Source organism: Amycolatopsis benzoatilytica AK 16/65 (assembly GCF_000383915.1).
Classification (GTDB): domain Bacteria; phylum Actinomycetota; class Actinomycetes; order Mycobacteriales; family Pseudonocardiaceae; genus Amycolatopsis; species Amycolatopsis benzoatilytica.
In genome coordinates, this window is the sequence record NZ_KB912942.1 from 3,607,363 (window position 1) to 3,633,646 (window position 26,284).

General features: G+C 69.0%; 23 protein-coding genes. 9 read left to right on the forward strand and 14 right to left on the reverse strand.

Translation table 11 applies throughout. The features are described from left to right. Positions 1-29 precede the first annotated feature (29 nt). Positions 30-1,292, reverse strand: a complete 1,263-nt coding sequence (locus AMYBE_RS41810; protein WP_020660487.1) for an MFS transporter — start codon at positions 1,290-1,292, stop codon at positions 30-32. Between the two features lie 280 nt (positions 1,293-1,572). Between AMYBE_RS41810 and AMYBE_RS0116465 the strand changes: the two genes are divergently transcribed. Both AMYBE_RS0116465 and AMYBE_RS0116470 read left to right on the forward strand, forming a co-directional pair. Continuing rightward, positions 1,573-2,637, forward strand: a complete 1,065-nt coding sequence (locus tag AMYBE_RS0116465) for an alcohol dehydrogenase catalytic domain-containing protein (protein WP_020660488.1) — start codon at positions 1,573-1,575, stop codon at positions 2,635-2,637. After that, a complete protein-coding gene (locus AMYBE_RS0116470) occupies positions 2,634-3,635 on the forward strand; it encodes a Gfo/Idh/MocA family protein (RefSeq protein WP_027927719.1) in 1,002 nt (333 codons plus the stop codon). The genes AMYBE_RS0116465 and AMYBE_RS0116470 overlap by 4 nt, the downstream gene beginning before the upstream one ends. Before the next feature lie 55 nt (positions 3,636-3,690). On the opposite strand, the gene AMYBE_RS0116475 is transcribed toward AMYBE_RS0116470, so the two are convergent. From AMYBE_RS0116475 to AMYBE_RS0116505, 7 genes are all read right to left on the reverse strand, one after another. Continuing rightward, complete coding sequence (locus AMYBE_RS0116475; protein ID WP_020660490.1) at positions 3,691-4,122, reverse strand: MaoC family dehydratase; 432 nt, start codon at positions 4,120-4,122, stop codon at positions 3,691-3,693. Continuing rightward, positions 4,122-5,240: an NDMA-dependent alcohol dehydrogenase gene (locus AMYBE_RS0116480; protein WP_020660491.1), complete on the reverse strand. Its 1,119-nt coding sequence runs from the start codon at positions 5,238-5,240 to the stop codon at positions 4,122-4,124. The genes AMYBE_RS0116475 and AMYBE_RS0116480 overlap by 1 nt, the downstream gene beginning before the upstream one ends. A gap of 28 nt (positions 5,241-5,268) precedes the next feature. Further along, positions 5,269-6,273, reverse strand: coding sequence for an ABC transporter permease (locus tag AMYBE_RS0116485; RefSeq protein ID WP_020660492.1), 1,005 nt, complete (start codon positions 6,271-6,273; stop codon positions 5,269-5,271). A 7-nt stretch (positions 6,274-6,280) separates the two neighbouring features. After that, positions 6,281-7,810, reverse strand: coding sequence for a sugar ABC transporter ATP-binding protein (locus AMYBE_RS0116490; RefSeq protein ID WP_020660493.1), 1,530 nt, complete (start codon positions 7,808-7,810; stop codon positions 6,281-6,283). Further along, positions 7,807-8,844 (reverse strand): ABC transporter permease, encoded by a 1,038-nt coding sequence (locus AMYBE_RS0116495; protein ID WP_154676227.1) that lies wholly within the window; start codon positions 8,842-8,844, stop codon positions 7,807-7,809. Before AMYBE_RS0116495 ends, AMYBE_RS0116490 begins: the two co-directional genes overlap by 4 nt. Further along, positions 8,841-9,941 carry a sugar ABC transporter substrate-binding protein gene (locus tag AMYBE_RS41815; RefSeq protein WP_051124955.1) on the reverse strand — a complete coding sequence of 367 codons (1,101 nt, stop codon included), beginning with the start codon at positions 9,939-9,941 and terminating at the stop codon, positions 8,841-8,843. Before AMYBE_RS41815 ends, AMYBE_RS0116495 begins: the two co-directional genes overlap by 4 nt. A gap of 425 nt (positions 9,942-10,366) precedes the next feature. Further along, the gene (locus tag AMYBE_RS0116505) at positions 10,367-11,389 is read right to left on the reverse strand and encodes a LacI family DNA-binding transcriptional regulator (protein WP_027927721.1); all 1,023 of its coding nucleotides are present in this window, start codon (positions 11,387-11,389) and stop codon (positions 10,367-10,369) included. Between the two features lie 355 nt (positions 11,390-11,744). On the opposite strand from AMYBE_RS0116505, the gene AMYBE_RS0116510 reads away from it, so the two are divergent. From AMYBE_RS0116510 to AMYBE_RS0116520, 3 genes are read left to right on the forward strand one after another with little or no spacing between them, the layout of a single operon-like run. Beyond that, positions 11,745-12,902 (forward strand): dihydrodipicolinate synthase family protein, encoded by a 1,158-nt coding sequence (locus AMYBE_RS0116510; protein ID WP_020660497.1) that lies wholly within the window; start codon positions 11,745-11,747, stop codon positions 12,900-12,902. Between the two features lie 5 nt (positions 12,903-12,907). Next, positions 12,908-13,789 (forward strand): sugar phosphate isomerase/epimerase family protein, encoded by an 882-nt coding sequence (locus AMYBE_RS41820; protein WP_034288690.1) that lies wholly within the window; start codon positions 12,908-12,910, stop codon positions 13,787-13,789. Further along, positions 13,786-14,592, forward strand: coding sequence for an enoyl-CoA hydratase/isomerase family protein (locus tag AMYBE_RS0116520; RefSeq protein WP_020660499.1), 807 nt, complete (start codon positions 13,786-13,788; stop codon positions 14,590-14,592). The genes AMYBE_RS41820 and AMYBE_RS0116520 overlap by 4 nt, the downstream gene beginning before the upstream one ends. Before the next feature lie 166 nt (positions 14,593-14,758). On the opposite strand, the gene AMYBE_RS0116525 is transcribed toward AMYBE_RS0116520, so the two are convergent. The 3 genes from AMYBE_RS0116525 to AMYBE_RS0116535 form a co-directional block, all read right to left on the reverse strand. Beyond that, positions 14,759-15,316, reverse strand: a complete 558-nt coding sequence (locus AMYBE_RS0116525; protein WP_020660500.1) for an isochorismatase family protein — start codon at positions 15,314-15,316, stop codon at positions 14,759-14,761. Positions 15,317-15,360: 44 nt separating this feature from the next. Further along, positions 15,361-16,761: an MFS transporter gene (locus AMYBE_RS0116530; protein WP_027927722.1), complete on the reverse strand. Its 1,401-nt coding sequence runs from the start codon at positions 16,759-16,761 to the stop codon at positions 15,361-15,363. A 78-nt stretch (positions 16,762-16,839) separates the two neighbouring features. Continuing rightward, on the reverse strand, positions 16,840-17,274 hold the full coding sequence (locus AMYBE_RS0116535) for a MarR family winged helix-turn-helix transcriptional regulator (protein WP_020660502.1): 435 nt from the start codon (positions 17,272-17,274) through the stop codon (positions 16,840-16,842). Between the two features lie 333 nt (positions 17,275-17,607). Between AMYBE_RS0116535 and AMYBE_RS0116540 the strand changes: the two genes are divergently transcribed. Then, positions 17,608-18,582: a LacI family DNA-binding transcriptional regulator gene (locus tag AMYBE_RS0116540; RefSeq protein WP_020660503.1), complete on the forward strand. Its 975-nt coding sequence runs from the start codon at positions 17,608-17,610 to the stop codon at positions 18,580-18,582. Between the two features lie 15 nt (positions 18,583-18,597). Here AMYBE_RS0116540 and AMYBE_RS0116545 read toward each other — a convergent pair whose 3' ends face one another. The 3 genes from AMYBE_RS0116545 to AMYBE_RS0116555 all read right to left on the reverse strand — a co-directional run bounded on the left by AMYBE_RS0116545 (position 18,598) and on the right by AMYBE_RS0116555 (position 22,864). Further along, positions 18,598-20,205: a GMC family oxidoreductase gene (locus tag AMYBE_RS0116545; protein ID WP_020660504.1), complete on the reverse strand. Its 1,608-nt coding sequence runs from the start codon at positions 20,203-20,205 to the stop codon at positions 18,598-18,600. A 44-nt stretch (positions 20,206-20,249) separates the two neighbouring features. Beyond that, a complete protein-coding gene (locus AMYBE_RS0116550; RefSeq protein ID WP_020660505.1) occupies positions 20,250-21,815 on the reverse strand; it encodes an acyl CoA:acetate/3-ketoacid CoA transferase in 1,566 nt (521 codons plus the stop codon). An 86-nt stretch (positions 21,816-21,901) separates the two neighbouring features. Beyond that, complete coding sequence (locus AMYBE_RS0116555; RefSeq protein WP_020660506.1) at positions 21,902-22,864, reverse strand: LacI family DNA-binding transcriptional regulator; 963 nt, start codon at positions 22,862-22,864, stop codon at positions 21,902-21,904. A 516-nt stretch (positions 22,865-23,380) separates the two neighbouring features. Here AMYBE_RS0116555 and AMYBE_RS0116560 point away from each other — a divergent pair. From AMYBE_RS0116560 to AMYBE_RS0116570, 3 genes are all read left to right on the forward strand, one after another. Further along, positions 23,381-24,163: an aldo/keto reductase gene (locus AMYBE_RS0116560; RefSeq protein ID WP_051124956.1), complete on the forward strand. Its 783-nt coding sequence runs from the start codon at positions 23,381-23,383 to the stop codon at positions 24,161-24,163. A gap of 24 nt (positions 24,164-24,187) precedes the next feature. After that, positions 24,188-25,201, forward strand: a complete 1,014-nt coding sequence (locus tag AMYBE_RS0116565; protein ID WP_020660508.1) for an aldo/keto reductase — start codon at positions 24,188-24,190, stop codon at positions 25,199-25,201. 540 nt (positions 25,202-25,741) lie between these two features. After that, positions 25,742-26,239, forward strand: a complete 498-nt coding sequence (locus tag AMYBE_RS0116570) for a hypothetical protein (RefSeq protein ID WP_020660509.1) — start codon at positions 25,742-25,744, stop codon at positions 26,237-26,239. Positions 26,240-26,284 lie beyond the last annotated feature (45 nt).

Here is a 26,284-nt window from a genome sequence, read left to right on the forward strand (position 1 = left end):
TCTCTTTCCTTTCACTGCAAGGGTTCTTGTCAGCTCACTGCGGGATTTTCTTCCCGGCGAAGCGTTTCGGGCATGACCAAGACCGCGACCCCGCCCACCGCGCTGAGGACCATGAGGTAGACCGCCACGCCCCACGGCGATCCCCCGCCCCAGGCCACGAGGGCCGCGGAGACCAGCGGCGCGGTTCCGCCGACGACGGCGGCAGGTATCTCGCGTGCCGCGGCGATCCCGCTCCACCGCGAGCTGGCGGGGAACAGCTCGGACATCAGCGCGCCGGCCGGACCGGACGTCGCGCCCTGGCTGATCCCGATCCCCAGCGTCATCGCCAGCCCGATGACCCACGGCGACGAAGAGTGCAGCATCCAGAACATCGGCCAGGGGAACACCAGGCAGAACGCCGCGCCGCCGAGCAGGACCGGGCGGCGGCCGACCCGGTCCGCGAGCCGGCCGAACGCGACGATCAGCGGGATGGCGAGCAGCTCCGCGACGATGAGACAGGCCAGCGCGGTGCCGGAGGGAGCGTGCAAGGTCTTGGTCACGTACGAGAGCACGAAGACCTGCATCACGTAAGCCCAGGGGATGACGAACGCGAACAGCGCCATCCCCTGCAGCACCTGCCGCCGATGGTTTCGGGCCACCTGGAGAAGCGGGGCTTTCTCCAGTTCGCCGGCGTCGCGCACGCCCGAGAACTCCGCAGTTTCCTCCACCCGCAGCCGAAGATAGCCTGCGACCAGCACGATGACCGCGCTCGCCAGGAACGGCAGCCGCCAGCCCCAGCTGGTGAAGATCTCGTGCGGCAGCAGAGAGAACAGCGCGAAGACCGCCGTCGCACCGCCCGTGCCGACATAAATGGCCGCGCCGGGCAGGCTGCTTGCCAGCGCCCGTCCCCGGCTTGAGGTCGACTCGGTGACCATGGTGATGGCGCCCGCGAACTCCGCTCCGGCGCCCGCGCCTTGCACGAGCCGGAGCACGACGAGCAGGATCGCCGCCCAGGGCCCGATCAATGCTGCCGTGGGCAGGGCCCCGATCAGCGTAGTCGAAGCTCCCATGACGATGAGCGTCAGGAACATCATCGGCTTGCGGCCGATCCGGTCTCCGAAATGCGCGAAGATCAGCCCGCCCACCGGACGGGCGCCAAGCCCGACTGCGAACGTCGCCAACGAGGCCAGGACCCCGCCGAGGTCGCCGGCTCCCGGGAAGTACAGCGGACCGAAGATCAGCGCGGCCGCCAAGCCGTAAAGGGTGAAGTCGTACCACTCGATGACGGTTCCGGCGACGCTGGCGCGAAACATCCGCCGACGCTGCAGCCGCGCGGCGTCCCCGTCGGTGGATGATGCACCGCGCCCGGCGGTGACTCGTGGTGTCGGCATGTGTGCGTGGTCCCCGTTTCCGCGTCGATGCGTACCGACCAGCTCGGTAACCGGTTTCTACACGATTCACCCGAGGCGCGTCAACAGCGCCTCAGACTGCAGCTTTTACACCGCACAAGGGCCATTATCGGCCGGGTATTGCTGTTAGACTCACCGCCGATCTTGGGTCAGAAACCGGTTACTAGATGATGAGGAGCTTCCGGTGAAGACAGTCGTGGTGCGCGAACCGGGCCGAGTGGCGACGGAGGACGCCGCCCCTCCCCGTGAACCCGAGCCGCACGAACTCGCCCTGCGCCTGCATTCCGTCGGCATCTGCGGCGGCGACCTCGCGCTCGTCCGCGGGCGGAACCCGCTGGTCTCCTATCCGGTGGTGCCCGGACACGAGTGCGTAGCCATCGTGGAGCACGACCCCGGCGGCCGGCTCGCCACCGGCTCGTCCGTGGCGATCTATCCGACAGCGTCGTGCGGCGATTGCCGGGCGTGCCGGGCCGGCCGGTTCAACAACTGTGCCGGGATGCAGGTGCTCGGCTTGTCGGATCCGCGGGGCTGTCTCGCCGAACGCTTCGTCCTCCCGCGGTCGCAGGTCATCCCGCTGCCTGCCGGGCTGGGCGAACGGGCCGGCGCACTGATCGAACCGCTCGCAGTCGCGTCGCATGTCTGCGACCGGTCGGCGCTCGGCCACGGTGACACCGCACTCGTCGTCGGCGCGGGCGCCATCGGACTGGCCACTGGCCTCACCGCGCGGGCCAACGGCACCGAACGCGTACTGTTCGCCGACACCCTCCCGGAGCGTGTCGAGGTCCTGGCACGCTTGGGCTTCGCGGATTTCACCGTGTGTCGCGAGGACGACCTGATCGCCTGGGTCAAGGAACGCACGGGCACCGTCGACGTCGTGTTCGACACCGTCGGCCTCACCTCGACCGCGGCAGTGGCTTCGGCTGTGCTCGCCGGCGGCGGACGCTACGTCACGATCGCCGCAGCCAAGCCCGGCCACCGGATCGAACTCGACTACCAGGCGTTCTACGAGCGCGAACTCACCCTGGTCAGTTCGCGCAACTACACCCCGGCCGATTTCCGTTCCGCGATCGGACGACTCGAACGCGGCGAGGTCGACCCGCTTCCCCTGCGCACCGCCGTGTACGGCCTGTCCGGCGCGGCAGCCGCATTCCACGAACTCCTCGAACACCCCGAGCGCAACGTCAAGGTCTTGATCACCCCGGACGACCTTCTCGGCACGACACCGCTCCTGACCGGGGTGCAACGATGAAGGTCGCCATGCTCGGAGCAGGCTTGGCGGCGGGCGGACATCTTCGCGCGCTCGCGGCGCTCGACGCCACAGTCGTCACGGTCGCGACCCGCAGCCCGCAACGTTTCGCCCGCATTCGCGAGCGATTCCCCGGTGCTCGCCAGTGCTGGCCGCCAGAGGACGCCATGGACGGCGTCGACCTGGCGCTGATCCTCACCCCGCCCGCGACGCACCTGGGCCTCGTTCGCGTCGCGGCCGGCCGCGGGATCGACGTCGTTGTGGAAAAGCCGCTCGAAGTCTCGGCCGAACGCGCCCGGGCGCTCGTCGAGGTCGCCGAATCGGCCGGAATCGGCCTGGCCGTCTGCTACCAGCACCGCGCGAAGGAAGCCGGACGCGCGCTGCAGCGGCTGGCGGCCGCGGGCGAGCTCGGCCAGCTCGTCGGCGGGAACCTCCAGATGGCCTGGTGGCGACCCCAGTCCTATTACGACGAGTCCGGCCGCGGGCAGCTGGCGCGAGACGGCGGCGGAGTGCTGATCACCCAGGCCATCCACACCCTCGATCTGCTCGTGTGGGCAATGGGCCGTCCTCGGCGCGTGCTGGCGACATCGGGCCGCTCTCCGGCGCACACGATCGAAGCCGAGGACACTATGGCGGCCCTGCTGGACTACGGCCCCGGCGCCACGATCAGCCTCTTCGTCACCACGGCCGCCGGGCAGGGCGCACCCGAGCAGTTGACCCTGGTCGGCAGCGCGGCGACCGCAACCCTGCACGGGCCGCGGCTGACGCTGCACCGGATCGGCGCGTCCGAACCGGAGATCTGGGGCGACGCAACGGGATCGGGCATCGAAGCGGACACGAGCCGGATGCCCGCAGACTGGCACACCGAGCTGCTGCGCGACGCGATTTCGGCCTTCTGCGAGAAACGGGAACCGCTTGCGAGCGGAAGGTCGGCGCTGGCGACGCAATCCGTGGTGCAGGCTCTCTACGACTCCGCCGCGACCGGCTCCTGGGCCGGCTGAACGCGGGCCGATGGCTGGCCCCGGTCACCGGCCCGGGCCAGCCATCGGCGACGGTTCACACGAACGCGAGGACGTGTGTCCCGACGAGCACCGTCTCCCCTCGTTGGTTGGTGATTTCGATGTCCGACACGGCTCGGCGCCGCTCCTGGTCGAGCGACGCCAACCGGTACGTGACGGTCACTGTGTCGCCGATGCGCACCGGCCCGACGAAGCGGATCCGGTCATAGCCGAGCGACACCGCGTGCCCGCCGATCAGCGCCGCCATCTGGGTGGACGCCGTCGACGAGAAACCGAGAACGAGCACACCGTGGGCGATCCGGCCGCCGTAACGGCTGGCGGCCATGAACTGCTCGTCCACGTGGTTCGGTGCGAAGTCGCCGGTGATTCCGGCGAACCCGTAGACATCGCTCTCCGCGACAGTCTTGCGGAACGTGATCTCGTGTCCCGCCAAGTGCTCCGGGATCGGGGACACCGCCCGGCCCGACATCAGTGCTCGTGAACGAGCACGCCGCGGATGTTCGCCCCGGCATGCAGGTCGGCGTAGGCCTGATTCACCTCGTCGAGGCGGTAGCGCCGGGTGATGAGTTCGTCGAGTTTGAGCCGCCCGCTGCGGTAATAGCCGAGCAACGCCGGGATGTCGTGGGTTGGGTTGCAGTTGCCGAACAGCAGACCCCGCAACTGCTTCGCGTAGACGACCAGTTCGAGCGGGCTGATCGGGATCCCCGGTTCGTTCTGCCCGATCGAAGCCACGGCGACCGTGCCCCGCTTGCGGACCGCGGAAAACGCTTCGGCGATCAGGTCGCCGGTCACCACTCCGACGGTGACCACTGCCGAGTCCGCGCCCTGCCCGTTGGTGACCGACCGGATGAACGGCATCGCCTCCTCGATCGAGGCGAACGCGTGCGTCGCGCCGAGCGACAATGCCATTTCCCGTTTGAAAGCAACGGGATCGACCGCGACGACGTACGCCGCGCCCGCATGGCTCGCGCCCTGCACCGCATTGATCCCGACGCCACCGACCCCGACGATCAGCGCAGTGTCGCGGGGGCGCACTCCCGCCGCGTTCACCGCGGCGCCCCAGCCGGTGCCGACCCCGCACGACACCAGGCAGGCGACATCGAACGGGATGTCGTCGTCGATCTTCACTGCCTGCGCCTCGTCGGTGACCAGGTGATCGGCGAACGTCCCGAGCCGTTGCATCGCACCGATTCCGAGCCCGGCGGACGTGCTGAACCGAGCGGAGCCGTCCAGTGCCATGCCGGTTTCCATTCCCGCGCCGGTATCGCAGATGTACTGCATCCCCTGGGCGCACCACGTGCACGTCCCGCACGCGGGCAGATACGCGGTGGCGACATGGTCGCCGACCTTCAGCCGCCGGACGGCGCTGCCGACCGCTTCCACGACGCCCGCCCCTTCGTGCCCGCCCACGAGCGGGAGGGCGTTCGGGATGTCACCGGTGACGAGGTGGTCGTCGGAATGGCAGAGCCCGGACGCCATGACTTTGACGCGGACCTCGGTGGGGCCCGGATCGCGCAGCGTCAGCCGCTCGACGCTCCACTTGGCGCCCACTTCGTGAATGACCGCACCATTGACCTGAATACTCACCAGAACTCCTTAGCAACGCCGCGAACGGCTACTTGATCATCGAGAGTTTCTTGCGGTCGAGCGTGAGCGCCACCGCGACGATCACCACCACCCCGTAGACGATCTGCTGGTAGTTCGGGTCGATTCCGGCGACCGACCCGCCGACTCGCAACACGGTAACGATGAGCGCTCCCACCAGCACCCGCCAAGGCCCTCCGATGCCGCCGGTGATCGCGCACCCGCCGACCACCGCGGCGGCGATGGCAGGCAGCAGCAGAGAATTCCCCAGCTGCGCGGCGGCGCTCTGCTGCTGCGCGGTCAGCACGATCCCGGCCAGCCCCGACAGCAATCCGGACAACGCGAACGCCGCCACCTTGACGCGCCGGGTGCGGATCCCCGACAGGAGAGCCGCACGCTCGCCAAGCCCGACGACGTGGAGCACGTTGCCCCGGGGGTGGTGCCGCATGACCAGCCAGCCCACCGCCACGACCAGCACCGTCAGCAGGACCGACGCCGAAACAGAGCCGATGCCCAGGTTCGTCAGCCAACTGATCGCGCCGAAGCCGGCGCTGACGTAGATCGTGGACGCGCCGGACAGCACGAGGGCGACCGCGCCCCAGAAACCCAGCGCCCCCAAGGTGATGACGAACGACGGCACCTGCCCGTACGCGACGAGCGCACCGCTGAGCGCGCCGGCGCCGGTCAGCACCACCAGCGTGACGAGCACTGCCGCCGGTCCGAGCTCCGGAAGCAGGCGTGCCACCAGCACAGTGCCCAACGAGGCCAGAGCGGCCGCGGACAGATCGATCCCGCCGATGAGGATGACGAACATCTCCGCCAGTCCCAGCAGCAGAATCGGCACCGCCTGGTTGGCAACGACGAGCAGGCTCTGTCCACTGAGGAATGCCGGCGCGGCGAGCGCGACGAGCAGGACCAGCGCCGCCAGGACAGCCAGTGGCCCGAACATCCGCAGCCGCCGGCCGGCGGCGAACCGCCGGGATGGCCTGGCCTCCGGCGGGGCGGAGATCGTGGTCGGTTCGGTCGAGAGGGTCATCGTCGCCTCACATCATCTTCTCGAGCAGCTGAACCGCGGTAGGCCGGCTGGCACCCGGTTCGGGCGAGTCGCCGCCGAAGCGGCCGGTCACCCGGCCGTCCCGCATGACCAGCACTCGGTGGCTCATCCCGATGGCTTCGTCCAGGGTGTCGGCGAGCAGCAGGATCGAGGTTCCCTGCGCGCACAGGTCGTGGAACAGCCGGTACAGATCCTCTTTCGCGCCGATGTCGAGCCCTCGGGTCGGGTGGTCGAGCACCAGCAGCCGGGGTGGACCGGACTGCAGCCAGCGGGCGATGGCAGCCTTCTGCTGGTTGCCGCCGGAGAGCCGGGCGATGTCGGCGTGCGGGTCCGGTGGCCGGACCCCCAGCTTGCCGATCCACGTGCGCGCGATCGCGTCCCGCCGCGCCGCGGTCACGACGCCGCCTTTCGCCGCCGTCCCGGGATGCACGAGCACGATGTTCTCGGCCACCGTGGCACCGGCGATCATGCCCTCGGCGCGCCGTTCCGCCGGCACGTAGGCGATTCCCGCCCGCACGGCCTGCGCGGGAGAAGAGGCACGCAGCGGCTGCCCGTCGAGGCGCACCTCGCCATCCGAAGGGAGCGCGCCGAAGACCGCGCGGGCGACTTCTTCGCGACCGGAGCCGGCGACGCCGACCAGTCCGACGATTTCCCCAGCGTGGGTCTCGAAGGACACGTCGTGCACCAACCCGCGAACCGACAAGCCGCGGACCGACAGCACGGGCCGGGCGCTGCGATCGACCCGAACCCTCCGTTCTTCGGAGTAGAAGCCGGCGGCGGACTCCCGCCCGATCATCATGCGGTACAGATCGTCCTCGGTCGCGTCCGCGGCGTCCCGTTCCCCGACGACCGCGCCATCGCGCAGGACGTACACCCGGTCGGAGAAGCGCAGGATCTCGTCCAGCCGGTGCGAAACGAAGATCACCGAGCCGAGGTCCCGCAGGGCGCGGACGCGCTCGTACAGGATGTCGATGTCTTCCTCTTCCAGCACGGAAGTGGGTTCGTCGAATACGACGAGCGGCGGCCGACCGGCGTTCCCCGCGGCCGCTGCCCGCGCCACCTCGACCATCTGCCGCTGGGCGAAGCTCAGATCACCGGTGAGCGCCGACGCCGCGACATCGGACTCGACGGTGGCGAGCATCGCCGCCGCCCGCGCTTCCTGGCGGCGGCGACGGATGAACCCGGCGCGCACCGTGTCGCCCTCCCGGCCGATGAGGAGGTTCTCGGCGACTGTGAGATTAGCCAGCAGAGACTGTTCCTGGTGCACGACGCCGACACCGTGCCGGGCCGCGACCGCCGGAGCGGTCAGCCGGACGGGCTGCCCGGAAAGCAGGATCTCGCCCTCGTCTGGCTGGTGGTTGCCTGCCAGCAACTTGAGCAGAGTCGATTTCCCGGCGCCGTTCTCGCCGATCAGTCCGACCACCTCGTGCCGGCGCACGGTGATCGACACGTCGGACAATGCGGCGTGCCCGCCGAAACGCTTGGTGACATTGCGCAGTTCGAGCAAGGGGTCGGTCATTTGATCACCCGCAACCGGTCGCGAGCGGGCCACGCCGCCGCGATCACCGCCGCGACCAAGACGACGCCCTGCGCAGCCTGCTGCAGGTAAGGACTCGCCCCGGACAGCAGCAGACCGTTGCCGAGCACGGTCAGCAGGAGCACTCCGACCACAGTGTGCAGCGGGCCGCCCCGTCCGCCCGAAAGCAGCGTCCCGCCGAGGACGACCCCGGACAAGGTCAGGAACAGGTCGCCGGACCCGACGCTCACGTCCCCGACGCCGAGCCGGATCGTGGCCAGCACGCCGCCGAACCCGGACAGCAGTCCTGCGAGCGTGAAGATCGCGATCTTGTAGCGGCCGACGTGGATGCCTGCCAGCCGGGCGATCTGTTCGTCCCCGCCGATCGCGTAGGCGTACCGGCCCAGAACGGTGACCCGGCACAGCACCGCCACCGCCGCGACCACGAAGAGCGCGATCAGCACGACGATCGGCAGGCCAAGCAGGCGACTGCCCGCCCACCCTCGAAAAGTGCCGTCGAGCAGCTGCGGCGGCACGGTTCCGAACAGCACCGTCGCCGCTCCGAGGCCGATGAACCAGGTTCCGAGCGTCACCATGAACGAAGGCACCCGGGCCTGGACGTGCAGCACCCCGTTGAGCAGTCCGAACCCCGCGCCCACCGCCAGCGCGGCGATCAGGGCGAGCACGCCGAAATCGTTGTGGTTGACGGAGTTGTGCGCGAGCAGGACGAACGTCAGGCCGCTCGCGGCCATCACTCCCTCGATGGACAGGTCGATTCCGCCCAGCAGGACGACCAGCGTCGCGCCCATCGACAGCACGAGGGGGATCGCTGCCTGCTCGAGGATCGCCGAGGCATTGCCCAGCGTCGCGAACGACGGCGTCAGCGCGGCGAACACCACGCACAGCACAAGCAGCGCCAGCGCCGGGCCAGCGGTGAACAACAGCCGCTGCCGTGCGGCGGAGGTGCGCCGCGAGCCCATCGCGCCGGCAGGCCGGGCTCGGTCTTCGAGGACTGAGGGTGCGCTGCGGCCGGTCATCCGATCGGCCCAGCGTTGCGGCCCAGCGGGTCCTTCACCGACGCGACGATCTGCTGTGCGCTGGGTTCGGCGGTGTACTTGGCGACATTGTCTTTCGTAATCAGGTATTGCTGCACGTAGAAGGAGCGGTCGCGATGCGGCAGCGAGCCGACCTTCAGCTGCCCGGTCGCCGCCTGGTAGGCGAGCGCGAGACCCATCGCGCCGTTGTAGTACGGGTCAGTGGTGTAGGTCGAGACCAGATCGCCGCGCTGGATCGCCTGCAGCCCTTCGGGAGTGGCGTCGGCCGAACTGGCGATCTTGACCTGGCCTGCCCGGCCGGCTTCGGTCACCGCCTGCAGCGCGCCCAGCGCCATCGAGTCGGTAGCCGCCCAGATCCCCTTCACCTCGCTGCCGTATTTGTTGAGCAGCGTTTTCGTTGTCGCGTAAGCCTTGTTGCGGTCGAAGTCGGCGGGCTGCTGGTCGAGCAGCTTGATCCCCGGGGAACCCGCTATCCCCTGCTGGAAACCGTCGAACCGGGACTTGCTGATGTCGTTGGCAAGCAGGCCCTGCAACGCGATCACGCCGCCCTGTCCGCCGAGCGCATCGGCGAGCGCCTTTCCGGTCTGCGCGCCTTCCTGCCGCCCGTCGTAGCTGACGTAGGCGACCCAGTTGTCGCCCACGTCCCACGGCTGAAGGTCGTTCGGCTTGCTCCACTGGGTGACCGCGTACCCGCCCGCGTTCTTCACCGCGTGCACGATCGCCGGCGTGTCCGCCGTGGTGTTCGGGTTGATATTGAGCAGCACCTTTTTGCCGCCCGCGAGAACCGACTGCAGCTGGGAGAGCGCCTGCTGCGAATCGCCGTTGTAGACGATCGTCTTCAGCTCGATGCCCAGGGAGTCCGCGTAGGCCTTGCTGCCCGCCACCCACTGCGCCTCGTACGGGTTGGTCAGCGACCGGACCTCCGAAACCATGATCATGTCGTTCTTGGCGACCGGCGCGGCCGTGCTCCCGGTCGCAGAAGTCGTCGAACATCCGGCCGCGCCGGCTACGAGCGCCGCCGCCGCGAGGGCGGTCGCGCCTCGCGACCACTGGGACTGAGCTCCCCGGAAGACCTTCATGCGTTCCACCTGTCTCTCGTTGTGCCGCACTGCACCACCGGCGTCACGCGCGCACCAACTTCACCGAGCCGACGCCAGTAACCGGTTTCTACACAAGACGAGCGACCGCTGTCAATAGCGCTCTCACCTGCACAGTCTCCGAGAAGATCACGAAACTCAGAAGCAGTATTCGTTTACTCACGAGAAGCCCCCGGCTCCGTGGCCAACGAACAGGGCAACCGCGTCCGTCCCGCGAGGAAACGAACGGACCGCACCCGGCGGTCAGGCAGGCTCGGCGAGGCACGCGCCGAGGCGGCATGCACGCTGACGCGGGGTTTTTCCGCGCGCCGGGATCGCCCGGTGCCCGCCGGTCGCCGCACCGTGCCGATCGCATCGAGGCCGCGCGCGCACGTTCACCGGGGTCACCCCGGCCTTACCGCGGCGAATCAGGACGCCTTGACCGGCCCCGTCGACTGCCGCTTCTGCAGGGTCGCGGCCAGCAGGACCTCGTTGCCTTCGGGCTTCTGGCCGTTGATCGCACCGTTGAGCAAAGCCCAGGCTCGACGGCCGAGTTCGTCGCGAGGACTCGTCGCCGTCGTCAGGGCCGGGTAGACATGCCGTCCGATGCTGAGGTCGTCGAAGCCCGTCACCGAGACATCGCGAGGCACGTCCAGCCCTTCGTCGCGAAGCCTGGAGATGACGCCGATGGCAGAGAGGTCGTTGAAGCACACGATCGCGGTCGGGCCGTGGCCGAGCGCCTGCTCCGCCGCCTCGTAACTGGTCTCGATCGTCCCGTCGCCTTCGACTCGCACTGAATCCAGGTTCAGGAAACGGTTCGCGGTCTGTACCGCCCGCCAGCGCTCACGGTCCTGCCAGGCCAGCTCGGACCCGGACACGTACACGACCCGCCGATGGCCCAGTTCGGCCAGATGCGCGCAGATCTCCAGCGTCGCGGTGAAGCTGTCCACCCCGACCATCGGCAGGTCCACGCCGAGTTCAACCCGGTTGATGAGCACGACCGGAGTCTTCTGCCGGGCCAGTTCCTTGAGATCCCCGACCCGGATCCGGGACGACAGCAGCGCGAGGCCGTCCACGTGCCCCATCAAGTCCCAGGCCGTGGCGAACTCGTCGTCCGGCTTGCCGGAGTGGTCCGAGATGAGCATGCGAAACCCGGTGTCGGACGCGACGTCGTGCATGCCTTTGACGATGTCGTGGAAGTAGGCGTTGCCGAGGTCCGGCATCAGGGCCCCGATGTTGCGCAGCGCCCCGAGAGCCAAGTTCCGCGCGGTCTCGCTGGGCCGGTACGCGAGCTCCTCGGCAACCCTGCGAACGCGTTCCGCGAGCTCCGGATTGACCGTGGAGACACCGCTCATCACCCGCGACACCGTCGCGGTCGACACGTTCGCAGCCGCCGCGACCGTGCGAATCGTCACGCGATCCGGATCGGTCGGCCGCGCCGTATCACCCATCGAGCGTTGCCTCCCTGCAGCCTTCGGCCGGATCGTTGTGCCCGCACTGCCGCGATGATATGCGGTCTCGGTCTCCGCGATCGGCTCAGGGACCACGCCGGCGTGGTCCGGCTCCAGGTCACGCTGCTCGTGCCGACTGCCGGACCGGCGAACCGGCAGCGGACCGTCCGTGCGCGGATCGGCGCCCGCCGCGACCGCGACAGGCGCCGGCTCGAACTTCTTCGCCTTCACTCCACGCCTCCCGGTAACCGGATACTCACCAGGCTGCCACCGAGCACACCGCTCTTGTCATCGCAGCACGGAACGCTATAAGGTCCGGCTCAACAGTATCAGAAACCGGTTACTCGGAGCACGCATGACGGCGATCGCCCTGCCCAGCAGCAACGGAACCATCCGGCCCCTCATTCTCGGCGACCCGGCGGACCTGGCCCCGCGCAGCGAACCGGCTGCCAGCCGCATGGCCTACGCGGCCGCGCACGTAGTGGCCGACCCGCTCGTCGCCTCCGCCGCGGGAACGCCCGGGCAGATCGACTGGGACTCGACGCTCGGCCTGCGCCACCGCCTGTGGGATCTCGGCCTCGGCGTCGCCGAGTCGATGGACACCGCCCAGCGGGGCATGGGGCTGGACTGGCCCGCAGCCCGCGAACTCGGCCGGCGCACGCTGGCCGAAGCCCGCAGCCGCGACGCACGGGTCCTGGTAGGCATCGCGACCGACCAGCTGCCGCCGGAGGCGGCCGGCCTCGCCGCGATCCAGGACGCCTACCTCGAACAGCTGGACGCCATCGAGTCCAGCGGCGGTCAGGTCGTGCTGATGGCCAGCCGGCACCTGGCCAAGGCGGCACGCTCCGAGGACGATTACCTCGCGGTGTACTCCGCGGTGCTGAAGGAAGCCCGACGTCCAGTCGTTCTGCATTGGCTAGGCAGCGTCTTCGACCCCGCCCTGGCCGGGTACTGGGGCCATGCCGACCCGGCCGCCGCGATGCCGGTGGTACGCGGTTTGATCGACAGCCACCGCGATTCGGTCCGCGGCATCAAGGTCTCGCTGCTCGACGCGGACCTCGAACGGGACCTGCGTCGCCAGCTGCCCGACGGAGTGCAGTTGTTCACCGGCGACGACTATCACTACACCGATCTCATAGCCGGCGACGGCCAGCACCACAGTGACGCGCTGCTGGGTGCGTTCGCGGTCGTCGGCCGCCACGCCTCGGCGGCACTGGCCCGCCTGGACTCCGGGGACGAGGCCGGCTTCCGCGACATCCTGGCACCGACGGAAACCTTGTCCCGTCTCGTTTTCGCCGAGCCGACGCGGTACTACAAGGTCGGGGTGGCCTGGTTGGCATACCTTTCCGGCGCTCAGTCGCACTTCCGCATGATCGCCGGCTTCGAAACGGGACGAAGCCTGGGGCATCTCGGCGACCTGGTCCGGGCGGCCGACGCGGTCGGCCTGTTTCCAGACCCGGAATCCGCCGCACATCGCGCTTCCGCGTACTTCGCCGTCCACGGGATCGCGTGATCCTGATGGGCCTTTCGCTGTGCAGCCTCAACTCGGCGACGATCAAGCACGCATCGTTTTCCGATCTGATCGCACTTGCCGTGCACCACGGGTTCGGCGGCGTCGGCCTGTGGCGCGACAGCTACGCCGCGACCGGTGCCGCCAGCGCCGCGCGGCTCCTCGCGAAGGCCGGACTGCGAGTCACCAGCGTCTGCCGCGGAGGAGCCTTCCCCCAACCCAGTGCCGAAGCTCGCGCCGCAGTTCGCGAGGACAATCTCCGTGCGCTCGACGAGGCGCACGCACTCGGCGCCGACTGTCTTGTGCTCGTGTGCGGTCCGGCGATCGGCCGCGATCTGGAAGGCGCCCGCAGGCAGATCGAGGACGGCATCGCCGATCTCATCCCGCGCGCCGCCTCGGCGGGCGTTCCTCTCGCGGTCGAACCGATGCACCCGATGATGGCCGCCGACCGATCGGCCGTCACGTCGCTGGCTGAGGCCAACGACCTGCTCGATCGGCTGGACAGCGAATGGGTCAGCCTGTGTCTGGACAGCTATCACCTGTGGTGGGACGCCGCGCTCCCCGCCGAGGTCGCCCGCGCCGCGGGCCGGGTGTCGTCTGTCCAGTTGGCCGACTGGATACTCCCCATCGAAGGCCAGCTCTCCAGCCGCGGCATGCCCGGCGAGGGCACCATCGACCTCGCCGGATTCGTCGAACTCGTCGCCGGGGCGGGCTATCCCGGCCTCGTGGAAGTCGAAGTCCTCAGCGACCGGTGGTGGTCCGTTCCTCCGGCCGACGCGGCCCGCGCTGCTGCGGACGGACTGCACGCTCTGTCCCTGCACCGCGGAGCGCCGTCTGCCGGACCGTCCGCGCACGCCTGGCTTTCCGCCTTGGCCAAGGAGTCGTCGTGACGTCGACCTGCCCTTCCGGATTCCCGGCCGCGTCCGGCACGGTCACCGTCCGGGCCAGTGCCGACGAGCAGGTGGCCACGATCCTCATCGATCGGGCCGACCAGCTCAACGCGCTCACGCTCGACCTGCTCGCCGATCTCGACGACGCGCTCGCCGAGATCGCCGATTCCCCTGCTCGCGTCGTGCTCGTCCGCACCGCTGGCGAAAAAGCGTTCTGCGTCGGGGCGGACATCAAGGTCTTCTCGCGGCTGGCGCCGGAAGAGATGTGGCGCCGGTGGATCGCCTCCGGCCACCGCACTTTCGATCGGCTGGCCGGGCTGCCGCAGCCGACTATCGCCGTGGTCGACGGGCTCGCTCTCGGCGGCGGGCTGGAACTCGCCATGTCCTGCGATCTGCGGATCGCGCACCGCCGGGCCGAGTTCGGGCTTCCAGAGACGGGCCTCGGCACGATCCCGGGCTGGGGAGGGACCGCGCGGCTGACCGACCTGGCAGGCCCGTCACGAGCCAAACACCTGATCCTCACCCGGCGGCGGATCGATGCCGACACCGCGCTCGCATGGGGCGTCGTGAACTCGGTCGCGGATGATCTGGAGGCCGCCGTCGGCGGCTTCGTCCGGGATCTCCTCGATTCCGCACCGATCGCCCAGCAAGTCGCCAAACAGCTTGTCGACGCGGCCGCCGCCGGCGCACCGTCGTCCGTGCTCGAAGCGATCGCCAGCGGATTCACCGCGCACACCGCCGACTTCCGGGAAGGAGTCCGGGCTTTCACCGCCCGGGCCACGCCGCAGTTCCAGGGCCGCTAGGCGTTCTTGACATTTAGCGGTGTCGCGGAGGCATGCGGTAGTGCGGCAGCGCGCGACGAGTCGCTTTCGTCCTTTCGCAGGCAGGGGCGCGTTGCGGTGAGTCATGGTGCGAAGAGGATCTCGATTGCGGAGCCGGCCGCCTTCAGCGCCGTCAGACGATCCGCGGTCAGGCGTCCAGTGCGCTGATGACGGCGGCGATCGTGCCGGTTTCTGCGATTCGGGGGAAGGTGTGGGCGAGGGCGTGGTCGTGGGCGGTTTGGTCGAGGTCGGTGACGCCGTCGGTGGCGATGGTGACGTGGAGTCCGTGGTCGTAGGCGGCGCGGGCGGTGGATTCGACGGCTTGGCTGGTTGAGACTCCGGTCAGCACGATCTGGGTGATGCCGCGTTCCTCGAGGTCGTCGATCAGGCTGGTGCGGCCGAGGGCTCCCCAGCTGCTCTTCGTGACGGTGTGGTCGCTCTCGTCAGCACGCAGTTCAGGCAGGAACTGCGTGTACGCCTCGGGGAGAGTCATGCCCGCGGGGTCGCCGGCGTCGGTGCGACCGGGGGCGGTGCCGGTGACCCGGACGAGGATGACCGGACGCGAATGGGCGCGGAACGCGTCGGCGAGGTCGGCCACGCGGGCGGCGACGGCCGGCACCGGCTCGAGGGTCGGGGCGGCGGCCGCCGCGGCCTGGAGGTCGAGGACGACGAGGGCTGCGGTGTCGTCGATGGCGGTGATGGGCACGGTTCTCTCCTTGCTTGCAGTTTGCGCGGGGCCAGGAACTTCGGTCAGGCGGTCGGGGCGGCGGTCCGGCCGAGCGTGCGGTCGAAGATCGAGATGCCGAGGAGGACGAGGCTGCAGCCGACCATGATCCAGGCGATGGTCGCGACCCCGGTGTCGGTCACGGAGGTGCGGTAGACGATCCCGGTGACGGCGGAGGAGGCGATGGAGCCGAGGTAGCCGAAGGAGCGCATCAGGCCGGATGCCGTGCCGAGCTGTTCGGCGGTCGCCTGGCTGTAGAGGGCGAGCTGGTTGCTGCTGGCTGCGCCCTGCGCGAAGCCGAGCAGGATCGTGACCGCGAGAGTGATCGCGAGCCAGGCGGGGGTGGGCAGGAAGAGGGCGCTGATCGCAGCGGCGATGCAGGCGACGGCGGCGCCGACGATCGGGCCGCGCACCAGGTTGCGGCGCGAGAACGGCACGATGACGAGGCCGGAGACGACGGTCATCGGGATCAGCAGGAGGCCCGCGCCGAGCTCGGACATGCCCTGGGACGCTTCCAGCCACTGGGTGATGCCGTAGAGGACGACGTAGCCGCAGAGCATGACGAGCCCGAAACGGACGAGGGTGCGGGTGAGTGCGGCGTTGCGGCCGAGGAGGAGCACGTCGAAGAAGGGGGACTTCGCGCGCAGCTCCCACCAGATCTCGAGCGCCCAGAGCACGACCGTGGCGGCCAGCAGAGCCCAGTTCGGCGTGGGGAGGCCGGAGAGGAAGAGCAGCAGGCTCGTCATCGCCAGGGCGAATCCGACGATCCCCGTCAGGTCCAGATCGGAGGCGATCCGGCGGGCGGTGCGCCGTTCGGTGGTTCCGTCGCCGGGCACCCAGATCAGGGTCGCGACGAGTGCGACGAGCGCGACCGGCACGTTGACGAGGAACACCGATCGCCAGCCGAGGAACTGCACGAGCACGCCCCCGACCGGGAGCCCCAGGGAGGCAGTGGCGACGCCGGCGATCATGAGGCCGCCAAGCACGCCGCCCGGCGGCTTCTCCAGCCCGGCCGCGCTGGCTCGGCGGCGGATCAGGACCATCGCGGTCGGGTAAGCGCACGAAGTGCCAAGGCCGATCAGCACCCGGCTGACGATCAACGCCGGCAGCCCGGGGGCGAGACCTCCGACGATCCCGCCGGCCAGGACCAAGAGGATACCGGTGAGGAACACGCGCCGCGGCCCGAAGACCTCGGCCGCTTTTCCCGCGGTGGGCTGCGCGATCGCGCTGGCGAGGTAGAGCGCGGACACCAGCGCGGCCGTCTGGCCGATCGAGACGTGCACGCCGGCCGCGATCGGCACCAACGCCGTAGCTATCAGAGAGCTGTTGATCGGGTTCAGGGCCGAGCCGATGTACAGGGGTGTGGTGAACCGCCAGTCGAACGGCTTGCTCGGCACCTCGGCCGAGGCCGTCATAGAACCAGACATGGACCTACTCCAGGGCGCCCGGCGGGCGCGCTCGGCAGCGGGCCGCCGAGGCGCCCGCCGGTGAAGGAAAGAAGTGGGTTAGAGGTACTGCGCGACGCGCTCGATCAGCGGCGCCGCATCGCGGATGAGCCGGATCTCCTCCGGGCTCAGGTGCTCGCGCAGAGCAGCCGCGATCTTGTCGGTCGCGGCATCGCGGATGTCGTGCAGCTGGCGTACCCCGGCCGGAGTCAGCGAGAGCAGGAACCGGCGACCGTCGGCCGGGTCCGGGCGCCGTTCGATGAATCCCCGCGCCTCGAGCGCGGCGACCGTGGCTCCCATCGTCTGCGGAGTCACCTGGTCCCACCGGGCAAGGCCGGCAATGTTGTCCGGACCATTGCGGTCCAGACGGGAAAGCACCGACGACTCCGCCGCGCTGAGATCATCGGTGCGGCTATTGCGCATGCGCCGCTTCACCTGGCTCACGGCTCGGCGCAACGCAGCCGCCGTCTTCTCCGCGTCGATCTCATCCGCCATATTGAGAAGGTTAACCTTGTAAGGACAGACTTGCAAGTTTTGCCTTCCTAAATGGCTCCGACGCCGACCCGCCGACGATCAAGCGACACGCTCAAGGTGCGCTGCCGATCCCGGACTCGTCCGAACCGGCGAGCGCTGCGGGCGGCCCTTCCGCCGCGCTCGGCAGCAGATCGCTCTTCGCGCCGGCCGGGACCGCGCCTTTCCCGGCTCGCCGATGCCGGCTGCCGGAATCGAGGCCCTGAGGTCCAGCCCGGCCGATCGTTCCCGCATGATGGGTCCGTGGCGGGTAAGGATGCGGGTCAACGCAAACGACGCAGCGCGACGGCGGGACGAGTGACGATCAGCGCGGTCGCGGCCGAAGCCGGGGTCTCAACGGCGACCGTGTCCCGGGTCCTCACCGGGCAATCGACGCGACCCGAGCTGGCGGCCCGGGTTCGGGAAGCGGCCGAAAAGCTCGACTACCGTCCCAACGAGGCTGCCCGCGGCCTCGTGTCCGGGCGTTACCACACAGTCGGCGTCGTAGCGCCGGACCTGGCGAACCCGTACTTCAGCCGGCTGCTGAAAGTACTGACTCTCAACGCAGCGGACTGCGGCTTCCGCACCGTTGTCGCCGATTCCAACGACGATCCCGGCGAGGAACTCGAACTGTGCCGCAGTCTGTTGCGCCAAGTGGACGGGCTGGTCCTGTTGTCACCCCGGATGCCCGCAGACGCGCTGCGCGTCCTTGCCAAGGAGGCGCCCGGAACGGTGATGGTGAACCGGGTCGCGGTCGGGATCGGACTGCCGACCGTCGCGGTCGACGGATTCGGAGCCATGCTCGAGGTATGCGGTCACCTCGTGCAACTGGGACACCGCAAAGTCGCTTACCTGGCCGGGCCGGAAGGTGCCTGGCAGGACTCGGAACGACGGCGCGCGGTCGAGCAGGCCGCGGCCTTCGGGCTCGAAGCCGAAACCGTCCGGGCCGGATCGTCCATCGAAGACGGCTATCAGGCGGTCGACGCCGCACTGCAAACCGGGGCCACCGCACTGTTGGGTTTCAATGACCTGGTAGCGGTCGGTCTGCTGAAAGGCCTCCGCGAACGAGGCATCCGAGTCCCCGGGGACATCTCGCTCGCAGGTGCAGACGATGTCCCGTTCGCCACCTGCGTGGAACCGGCCTTGACGACCACGACGGCAGCGCAGCAGGAACTGGGTGAAGCCGCCTGGCGCCAGCTGCAGGCCGTATTGTCCAAGCAGGAAATCGCCGAGGTGCCGCTCCTGACCGCGTCGCTCGTCCTGCGCGACTCCACCGGGCCGGTCGCACGCTGAGCGCAGGGCGGCCGCTCAGCCGGCCAGGATCAAGTCGGCTGCCTTCTCCGCGATCATCACGGTCGGTGCCTGCGTGTTGGAACTGACGATCCGGGGCATCACCGAACTGTCCGCAACCCGCAGCCCGTCCAGCCCGTAGACGCGCAGCTCCGGCGACACGACCGCTTGGTCGTTCACGCCCATGGCGCAGGTGCCCACCGGGTGGTACGCGGTGCGGCCGTGCGCCCGGACGAAGCGCAGGTAGTCGTCCGTGGTGCGCAGGGTCGCCTGGCCCGCGAGATGTTCAGACTTCACCTCTCGGGCCATCGACGGTTGCGCCATGATCTCGCGGCTTTGCCGGACGCCGTCGACGGTACGGGCCACGTCGCGTTCGTCGGCCAGATAGTTCGGATCGATGAGCGGTGCGCGGGCCGGGTCCGCACTCGCAATCCGTACCGTGCCGCGACTGTACGGGCGCAGGAACACGACGTTCAGGGTCGCCCCGTAGCCCGGCCGCACGCCGGCCACCCCGGCTTCGACCCCAGCGGCCGGAAGGAAGTGGAACTGCAGATCGGCGGTGGGCTCGCCTGGGTCGCTGCGCCCGAACCCGCCGGCTTCGACCACAGTGGACGCCAGCGGCCCGGTGCGGAAGGCGAGATACTGGATCCCCGCCGACACCGCGGCCGGAACGGGGCGCTGCAGCCGATCCATGCTCTGGTACCGGTGCAGCTGGTAAATGATGTCCAGGTCGCAGTGATCCTGCAGATTCTTGCCGACGCCCGGCAGCGCGTGCCGGACCTCGACCCCTGCCCGGCCGAGGTCTTCGGGGTCGCCGATGCCAGACAGCTGCAGCAGCTTCGGCGAGCCGAACGCGCCGGCGGTGACGACGACCTCACGGCCGGCTCGGTATCGGCGTAGCCGGCCGCCGTCGACGCACTCGATCCCCGTCGCGCGCCTTCCGTCCAGCAGCACGCGGGTGACCAGCACTTGCGAACGCACGACGAGGTTGGCGCGCTTGCGCGCGGGCCGCAGGTAGCCCACCGCGGCACTGCAGCGCCGACCGTTCTTGGTGGTGGTTTGGTAGAAGCCGATCCCGTATTGGTCCGCGCCGTTGAAATCGGCGTTGTAGGGCAGTCCGAATTCCTGGCCGGCGCGCACGAACGCCTGCGAGAGCGGATGGGAGCTCGCCGGATCGGAGACGCCGAGCGGGCCTTCAGTGCCGTGATGCGGCGCCGACAGCCGCGTGTTGCCCTCCGAACGCAAGAAGTAGGGCTGCACGTCCTTGGACGACCAGCCTTCGCAACCGTACGCGGCGGCCCACTCGTCGTAGTCCTCGGCGGCGCCGCGGGTATACACCTGTGCGTTGATCGATCCCCCGCCGCCGACGACCTTGCCCTGCGCGAACTGGACGGACCGGTTGTCACAATGCCGCTGCGGCACCGTCGTGTAGCCCCACTGATAGGAGCTGGACGTGAGTTTCGCGAATCCGGCCGGGACGTGGATCAGCGGGTTGCGGTCGTCGCGCCCGGCCTCCAGCAGCAGCACCCGGTTCGCGGGGTTTTCCGAGAGGCGGGCGGCCAGCACGCAGCCCGCGGTGCCCCCGCCGGCGATCACGAAATCGAAGCTGTCGTCTGGTGGCGTCATTGCCGTTGTTCCGTTTCTGGTCGGGGTGCGGGAAGTCCGGCTGGTCAGTGCCGTGCGCCCGGCCACAGCGGACCTCCGGCGAATACCGCCCGCGGAATCGTGCGCAGGTCGCCGACTCGGGGGGTGAATCCAAGGTGTGCCAGCACGTCTCGCTCCAGGTCGAGGCCTTCCGCGATCTCGGTGAGGACAAGTCCGTCGGGGCCCAGCTCGAATACGGCGCGCTCGGTCACATAGACGACCTGCTGGCCGTCGGCGAGAGCGGTTTCCGCGGAGAATGTCCGTTCGGCGACGGACGGCACGAACTTCGCGACGCTGCCCTCCCGGTCGATCCGCAACCGTCCGTCCGCTGTGGACACTTTGAGGCCGCGGGCGGTGAGAGTGCCGCAGAAGACCACCTTGCGCGCACCGCTGACGATGTCGATGAATCCGCCCGGCCCGACCACCTGCCCGGCGATGCGGGAAACGTTGACGTTCCCGTGCTGATCGACCTCGGCCATCCCCAGCGCGGTCACATCGAGCAGCCGGGTCGCGAAGAAGTCGAACTGGGTCGTCGAAGGGACCTGGGCATACGGGGCGCGCGAGAGCCCGAACAACTGCCCGGTCTCCATCCGCCCGCCGACTGCGCCCTGCTCGATGCACAAGTCCACGTCTTCCATCCGCCCGTGGTCGGCCAGCACGTCAACGACCTCCGCGCTCATCCCGAAGCCGACGTTGACCACCATCCCCGGCGTCACTTCCAGTGCGGCCCGCCGGGCGATGACGGTCCGCGCGCCCCAGCTCGCCGTTTCCCCCTGTGCAGCCGTGCGCGACGCAGGCGTGAACTGGCCGGTCAGCCCTGGGTCGTATTCCGCGGCGTAGGTCTGCCATTGGCCGGGTTCCTCGACCACGACGTCGACGAGCGGCGCGGGCAGGTGCACCGACCGGGGCTCGAGCGACCCGGTCGCGGCCACGCGTTTCGCTTGTGCGATCACGATGCCCCCATTGCCGCGGGCCGATGCCGCGACAGCCTGCACATCGAGCAGCGCGGCCTCCTCGGCCAGGCTCAGGTTTCCGCGCAAGTCGGCAGCGCTGCCGCGCACGATCGCAACGTCGACCGCCAGCGGCCGATACCGCAAGTACTCGTGCCCGTCGTATTCGACCAGCTCCACGAGGTCCTCGGAAGCGGCTTCGTTCAGCTTTCCCCCACCGTGGCGCGGATCGACGAAGGTGCCCAGTCCCACCCTGGTGAACAGCCCCGGCCGCCGAGCGCCGCTTTCCCGCAGCAAGGCGCTGATCACGCCGGCCGGCAACGCGTACGCCTCGATCTGGTTCGTCGCCGCCAGCTTCTGCATCGTCTGCGACCACGTCCAATGGCCCCCGATCACCCGTCGCGCCAGGCCGGGGTGGGCGAACCGGTTGAGGCCCTTCGCGCCGTTGTCCCCGATGCCGAGCGCATGGATCACGGTCAGGCCGCGCGGACTGCCGGTCGCGATGAACCGTCGTTCGATCGCGGCGAACACCTCGTCGGCCTCGAGGATCCCGCCGCCGGATCCAGTGAGAGCGAGCACCGCGCCGTCCGGTATCCGGGCCGCGGCGGAGTCGGCGTCGAGCAGTTCAGCTGTGCGAGACATCGTTCACCTCAGGCGCTATGTAATCGCTTACAGAGAGGAAAACTACGTTTCTTGCTGCCCCTAAGTCAATACTGAAATCGCTTTCTCTACCAGGGTACCGGTCCGGCGGAGCCCCGCTCGATCACCTGCACGGCCAGGCAAACCGGATCAGGCAGCGGTTCGCCGTACAGCACCGCCCGCAGCATCTGCCAGGTCCGGTCGCCGAGCGCGCGCTGGTCTGCCGCCGTCGTCGTCAACGCCGGATCCACGTGCCGCGCGAGAGCGATGTCGTCGCAGCCGGTGATCGACAGGTCCTCCGGGACGCGAATGCCACACTGGCGCGCCGCGCGCATCGCACCGATCGCGACCAAGTCGTTGAAGGCGACCAGCGCTGTCGGTCCATGCCGCATCGCGTGCTCGAACGCTTCGTAACCCTGATCAACGCCTTCCCCCGCCGGGATGGCGACCGACTCGAGCCCGAAAGCCGCCGCCCGCTGGACCGCACGCCAACGCTCCGCGTTGTGCCAAGACCCGGCCGTGCCGGCGAGATACGCCAGCCGCCGGTGCCCCAGGCGCGACAGCAAACCGCAGAGGGCGAACGTCGCACCGAACGCGTCGACCGTCACCACAGGCAACGCCAAGCCGGACTCAACTCGGTTCACCAGCACGACCGGCGCGCATTCAGCCGCGAGGACACGGAGATCCGAGACGGCCATCCGAGGTGCGACAACCACGATTCCGTCCGCCTGGCGCAGCAGCCCGCACGCCAGCTCGAGTTCGCTGGACGCATGATTGTCGGCGTCCGCGACCAGGGTCCGCAGGCCGTCCGCCGCCGCATGCACCGTCACCGCCTTCAGAACACCGCTGAAATACGGATTCGCCAGGTCGGGCACAAGCACACCGATCGTGTCGAAGCGACCCGACACCAGCCCCTTCGCGGCAGGGTTGGGCCGGTAGCCCAATGCCGTGACAGCCGCGTGCACCCGTTCGGCGGCCTCCGGCCGCACGGATCGACGCCCAGACAACACGCGGGAGACCGTGGCGATCGAGACGCCGGCCGCTTCGGCCACTGAGCCGATCGTTGCGCGTTGTCGCTCAGGCATCACTCCGCAACTGTAAGCGATTACCATTGACAGCGGTAGCGTCGCTTCTTAGAGTGCCACACAAGCTAACCTTCAGCTTCCCCGCTACCTCAGAGATATGAAATCCTTTACCTAACAGATCTGACGGAGCGCCGAGCCGCTTCGGAGCCGCACCGTCCGGGTCGGCGCACCCGGACACGGCTGGGCACATTACGCCTGTCGGTTCGAGATCTACGACGTCGTGCTCACCGTGGCCGGCAAGACCGGAAGCTCGGCGGAAAACTGCGGAATCAGGTGGATGGACCGTCACTCTGCGGTGTGGCCTCGCGATGATCTCCCTGGCCGTCTGCGTCCGGCCTCGGGAAGATCTTGCGCACCGCCTCCGCCCAGTGCCCGATCTCGAGCCGCGACCACGAGACCACCCCAGATCGGAGAGCACCGAAGTTGGCCCGTTCCGCACCCAACCACCCGATCCCCGCTGTCGAACTCAACGACGGCACCCTCATGCCGCAGCTCGGCCTCGGCACATACCGGATCGCCGACGATGTCGCCCAGACTGTCGTCGCGACCGCGCTCGACGCCGGTTACCGCCATTTCGACCTGGCCTCCTACTACCGGAACGAGCGTGCGGTCGGACTCGCGCTCCGCCGAAGCGGCATCGCACGCTCGGAGTTGTTCCTGACGTCGAAGGTGTGGAACGACTCGCACGGATACGAGCACACCGTTCAGGCATTTGAACGCAGCCTCGCGGAGATCGAGACGGACTACCTCGACCTCTACCTGATCCACTGGCCCGCATCCGATCCGGCGCTCACCCGCGATACCTGGCGTGCGCTGGAAGATCTTGCCCGCGACGGAAGGGCCCGCTCGATCGGAGTGTCGAATTTCAGCACCAGCCAGCTTGAATCTCTCTTGCGCGGGACGACGATCGTGCCCGCGGTCAACCAGATCGAGCTGCACCCCTACCTGCCGCAAACCGAGTTGCGGGAGTTACATCGCGCACAGGGGATCGTCACCCAGGCATGGGCGCCGCTCGGACGCGCGGCCGTCCTGGACGATCCGGTGATTGCCGATATAGCGCGCCGGCATCGGACCACCACTGCACAAGTGGTTCTCCGGTGGCACCTGCAGCTCGGGACCGTCGCCCTGCCGAAATCCGTGACCCCTCAGCGGATCCGGGCCAACGCACAGGTTCACGGCTTCGCGCTTGACGAAACGGATCTGGCCCGGATCGCATCGCTCGACCACGGTCGGCACGTCGGACCGACAGCCAGCGAACCGAAGTAGGCGGACACTGGGAAAGGGCGGAAAATGCACGTCGCACAACGCAGGACCCTCGGCCGGACCGGCATCGACCCGTCGTTGCTGTCCTTCGGCGCAGCGCCTATCGGCAACTTCCTTCGCCCGTTCCGGGAAGCGGATGCGCGAGGGATGGTCGACCAGGCATGGGAACTCGGCATCAGGTACTACGACACCGCACCTCTCTACGGGCACGGGCTGAGCGAGTATCGGCTCGGCCACGCCCTGCGGGAGCGGCCACGGCAGGAATTCTTCCTGTCCACCAAGGTCGGCAGGGTGTTGCGGCCGGCCGCGCCGGGTACTTTCGACTCGGGTTTGTGGACCGACCCCGCCCCGTTCGCGGTCACCTACGACTACAGCTATGACGGGGTGCTGCGATCGGTCGAGGACAGCCTGCAACGCCTCCTGGTCGATCGCGTCGACATCCTTCTGCTGCACGACATCGACCGCTACACCCATGGCGACGCCCAGCCGGACATGTTCGAAACCGCTATGACCGGCGGTGCCCGGGCGCTGGAACGACTTCGGGACGAAGGCGTGACGAAGGCCATCGGCGTCGGTGTCAACGAGGCGGACGTGTGCGCCGAAGCGCTGCGCCGGATGGACGCGGACTGCGCCCTGCTCGCCGGAAGGTACACGCTGCTCGAGCAGGAGCCGCTCGACGACCTGCTCCCCCTGTGCCTTGACCGCGGCATCGGAGTGATCCTCGGCGGTGTCTACAACAGCGGTGTCCTGGCGACCGGCCCCAAGCCTGGAGCGAAGTTCAACTACGCACCCGCACCACCGGACATCCTGCAACGCGCAGGCCGGCTACAGGCGATCTGCGACCGCCACCATGTCCCGCTCCCAGCAGTCGCTCTCCAGTTCGCGGCCGCACACCCCGCAGTCGCCTCGATCTGCATCGGCTCCCGAACACCGGACCAGCAGGCGGCGACCGCGCAGTGGCTCGAGACTCTCCTCCCTGCCGAGCTGTGGCAGGACCTCCGCAGCGAGGGACTGGTCCGTGAAGACGCGCCCACCGCATGACTTCTCCGCGTCGCGTGCACCGACTGACACACGAAGTGCTCCGAGCTTCTCGCGATCCGCTTGCCCCCTGCTCGCGGCAGAGCCGAGTCGCGGGCCAGGCCGCACAGTGGCGCGGACGCAACGGCTGACACCGAAGCCACACCGGCTACTGGCTCGAGGCCTGCGGTGCGCGCCGCCGAGAGCTCCTGCGCGGTCTCGCGCTACACGCCGCTTCGCAGCAGCGAGATGAGCGGCGAGCTCACCGGCGAGGTCTGCGTCCGGCAGGTCTGCGTACGCAGTGGCTGCTCGACCGGCACCGCGGCGGACTCGGCTGCACGTTCGCGAGCGAGACCACGACCGCAACGCGCGTTTGAGCAACTCCAAAGCAGCGCAGGAGAGCAAGCGGAGGCCACGCCGCCGTCACCCCGAACACACTCAACGACAGAGCAGCACTGATTATTCGCGCGCAACGACAGCGAGATCCCGAACCGCAAAGGTGTGAACCGGCGCCCACCGGGTATGCGCCCGTTCGAACGGGTCGCGCGCGGAAGGGCAGAGAGGATGAACCGCTTCCTCGGAATTTATCTCAATGATCAGCTGGCGCTGGGCGTGCTGTGGCGAGAACTGGCCTTCCGCGCCGCACGGAACAACCGGGAGACGGATCTCGCGGCCGCGCTCGACGAGGTCGCCGCTGCGATCGCCGAGGACGTAAGCGCGTTCGAAGGCGTTCTGCGGCGGCTCGGCGTCCGGCCGAATCCGGTCAAGACCTGGCTCGCGGTCGCCGCGGAACGGGCTGGCCGGCTCAAATGCAACGGCCGGGTCCGCGGATTCTCGCCGCTCAGCCGGTTCTTCGAAATGGAGGCGCTCGCGATGGGCATCGAGGGGAAGAAGATTCTGTGGCACACCGTCGCGGATCTCGCGGCCGCGCGGGAGATGCTGCCCGACGTCGATTTCGACGCCCTGCTCGACCGGGCCGAGCATCAGCGGGACGTGCTGGAGCCGTGCCGCCGGCGCGCCGGAGCGGCGGCTTTCCGTCCGTCCGGTGCCGGCCGGTCCTGACTGGACGGTTGCGCGAACGCGTTTGTCCCGCCTCGGCACGGGTAT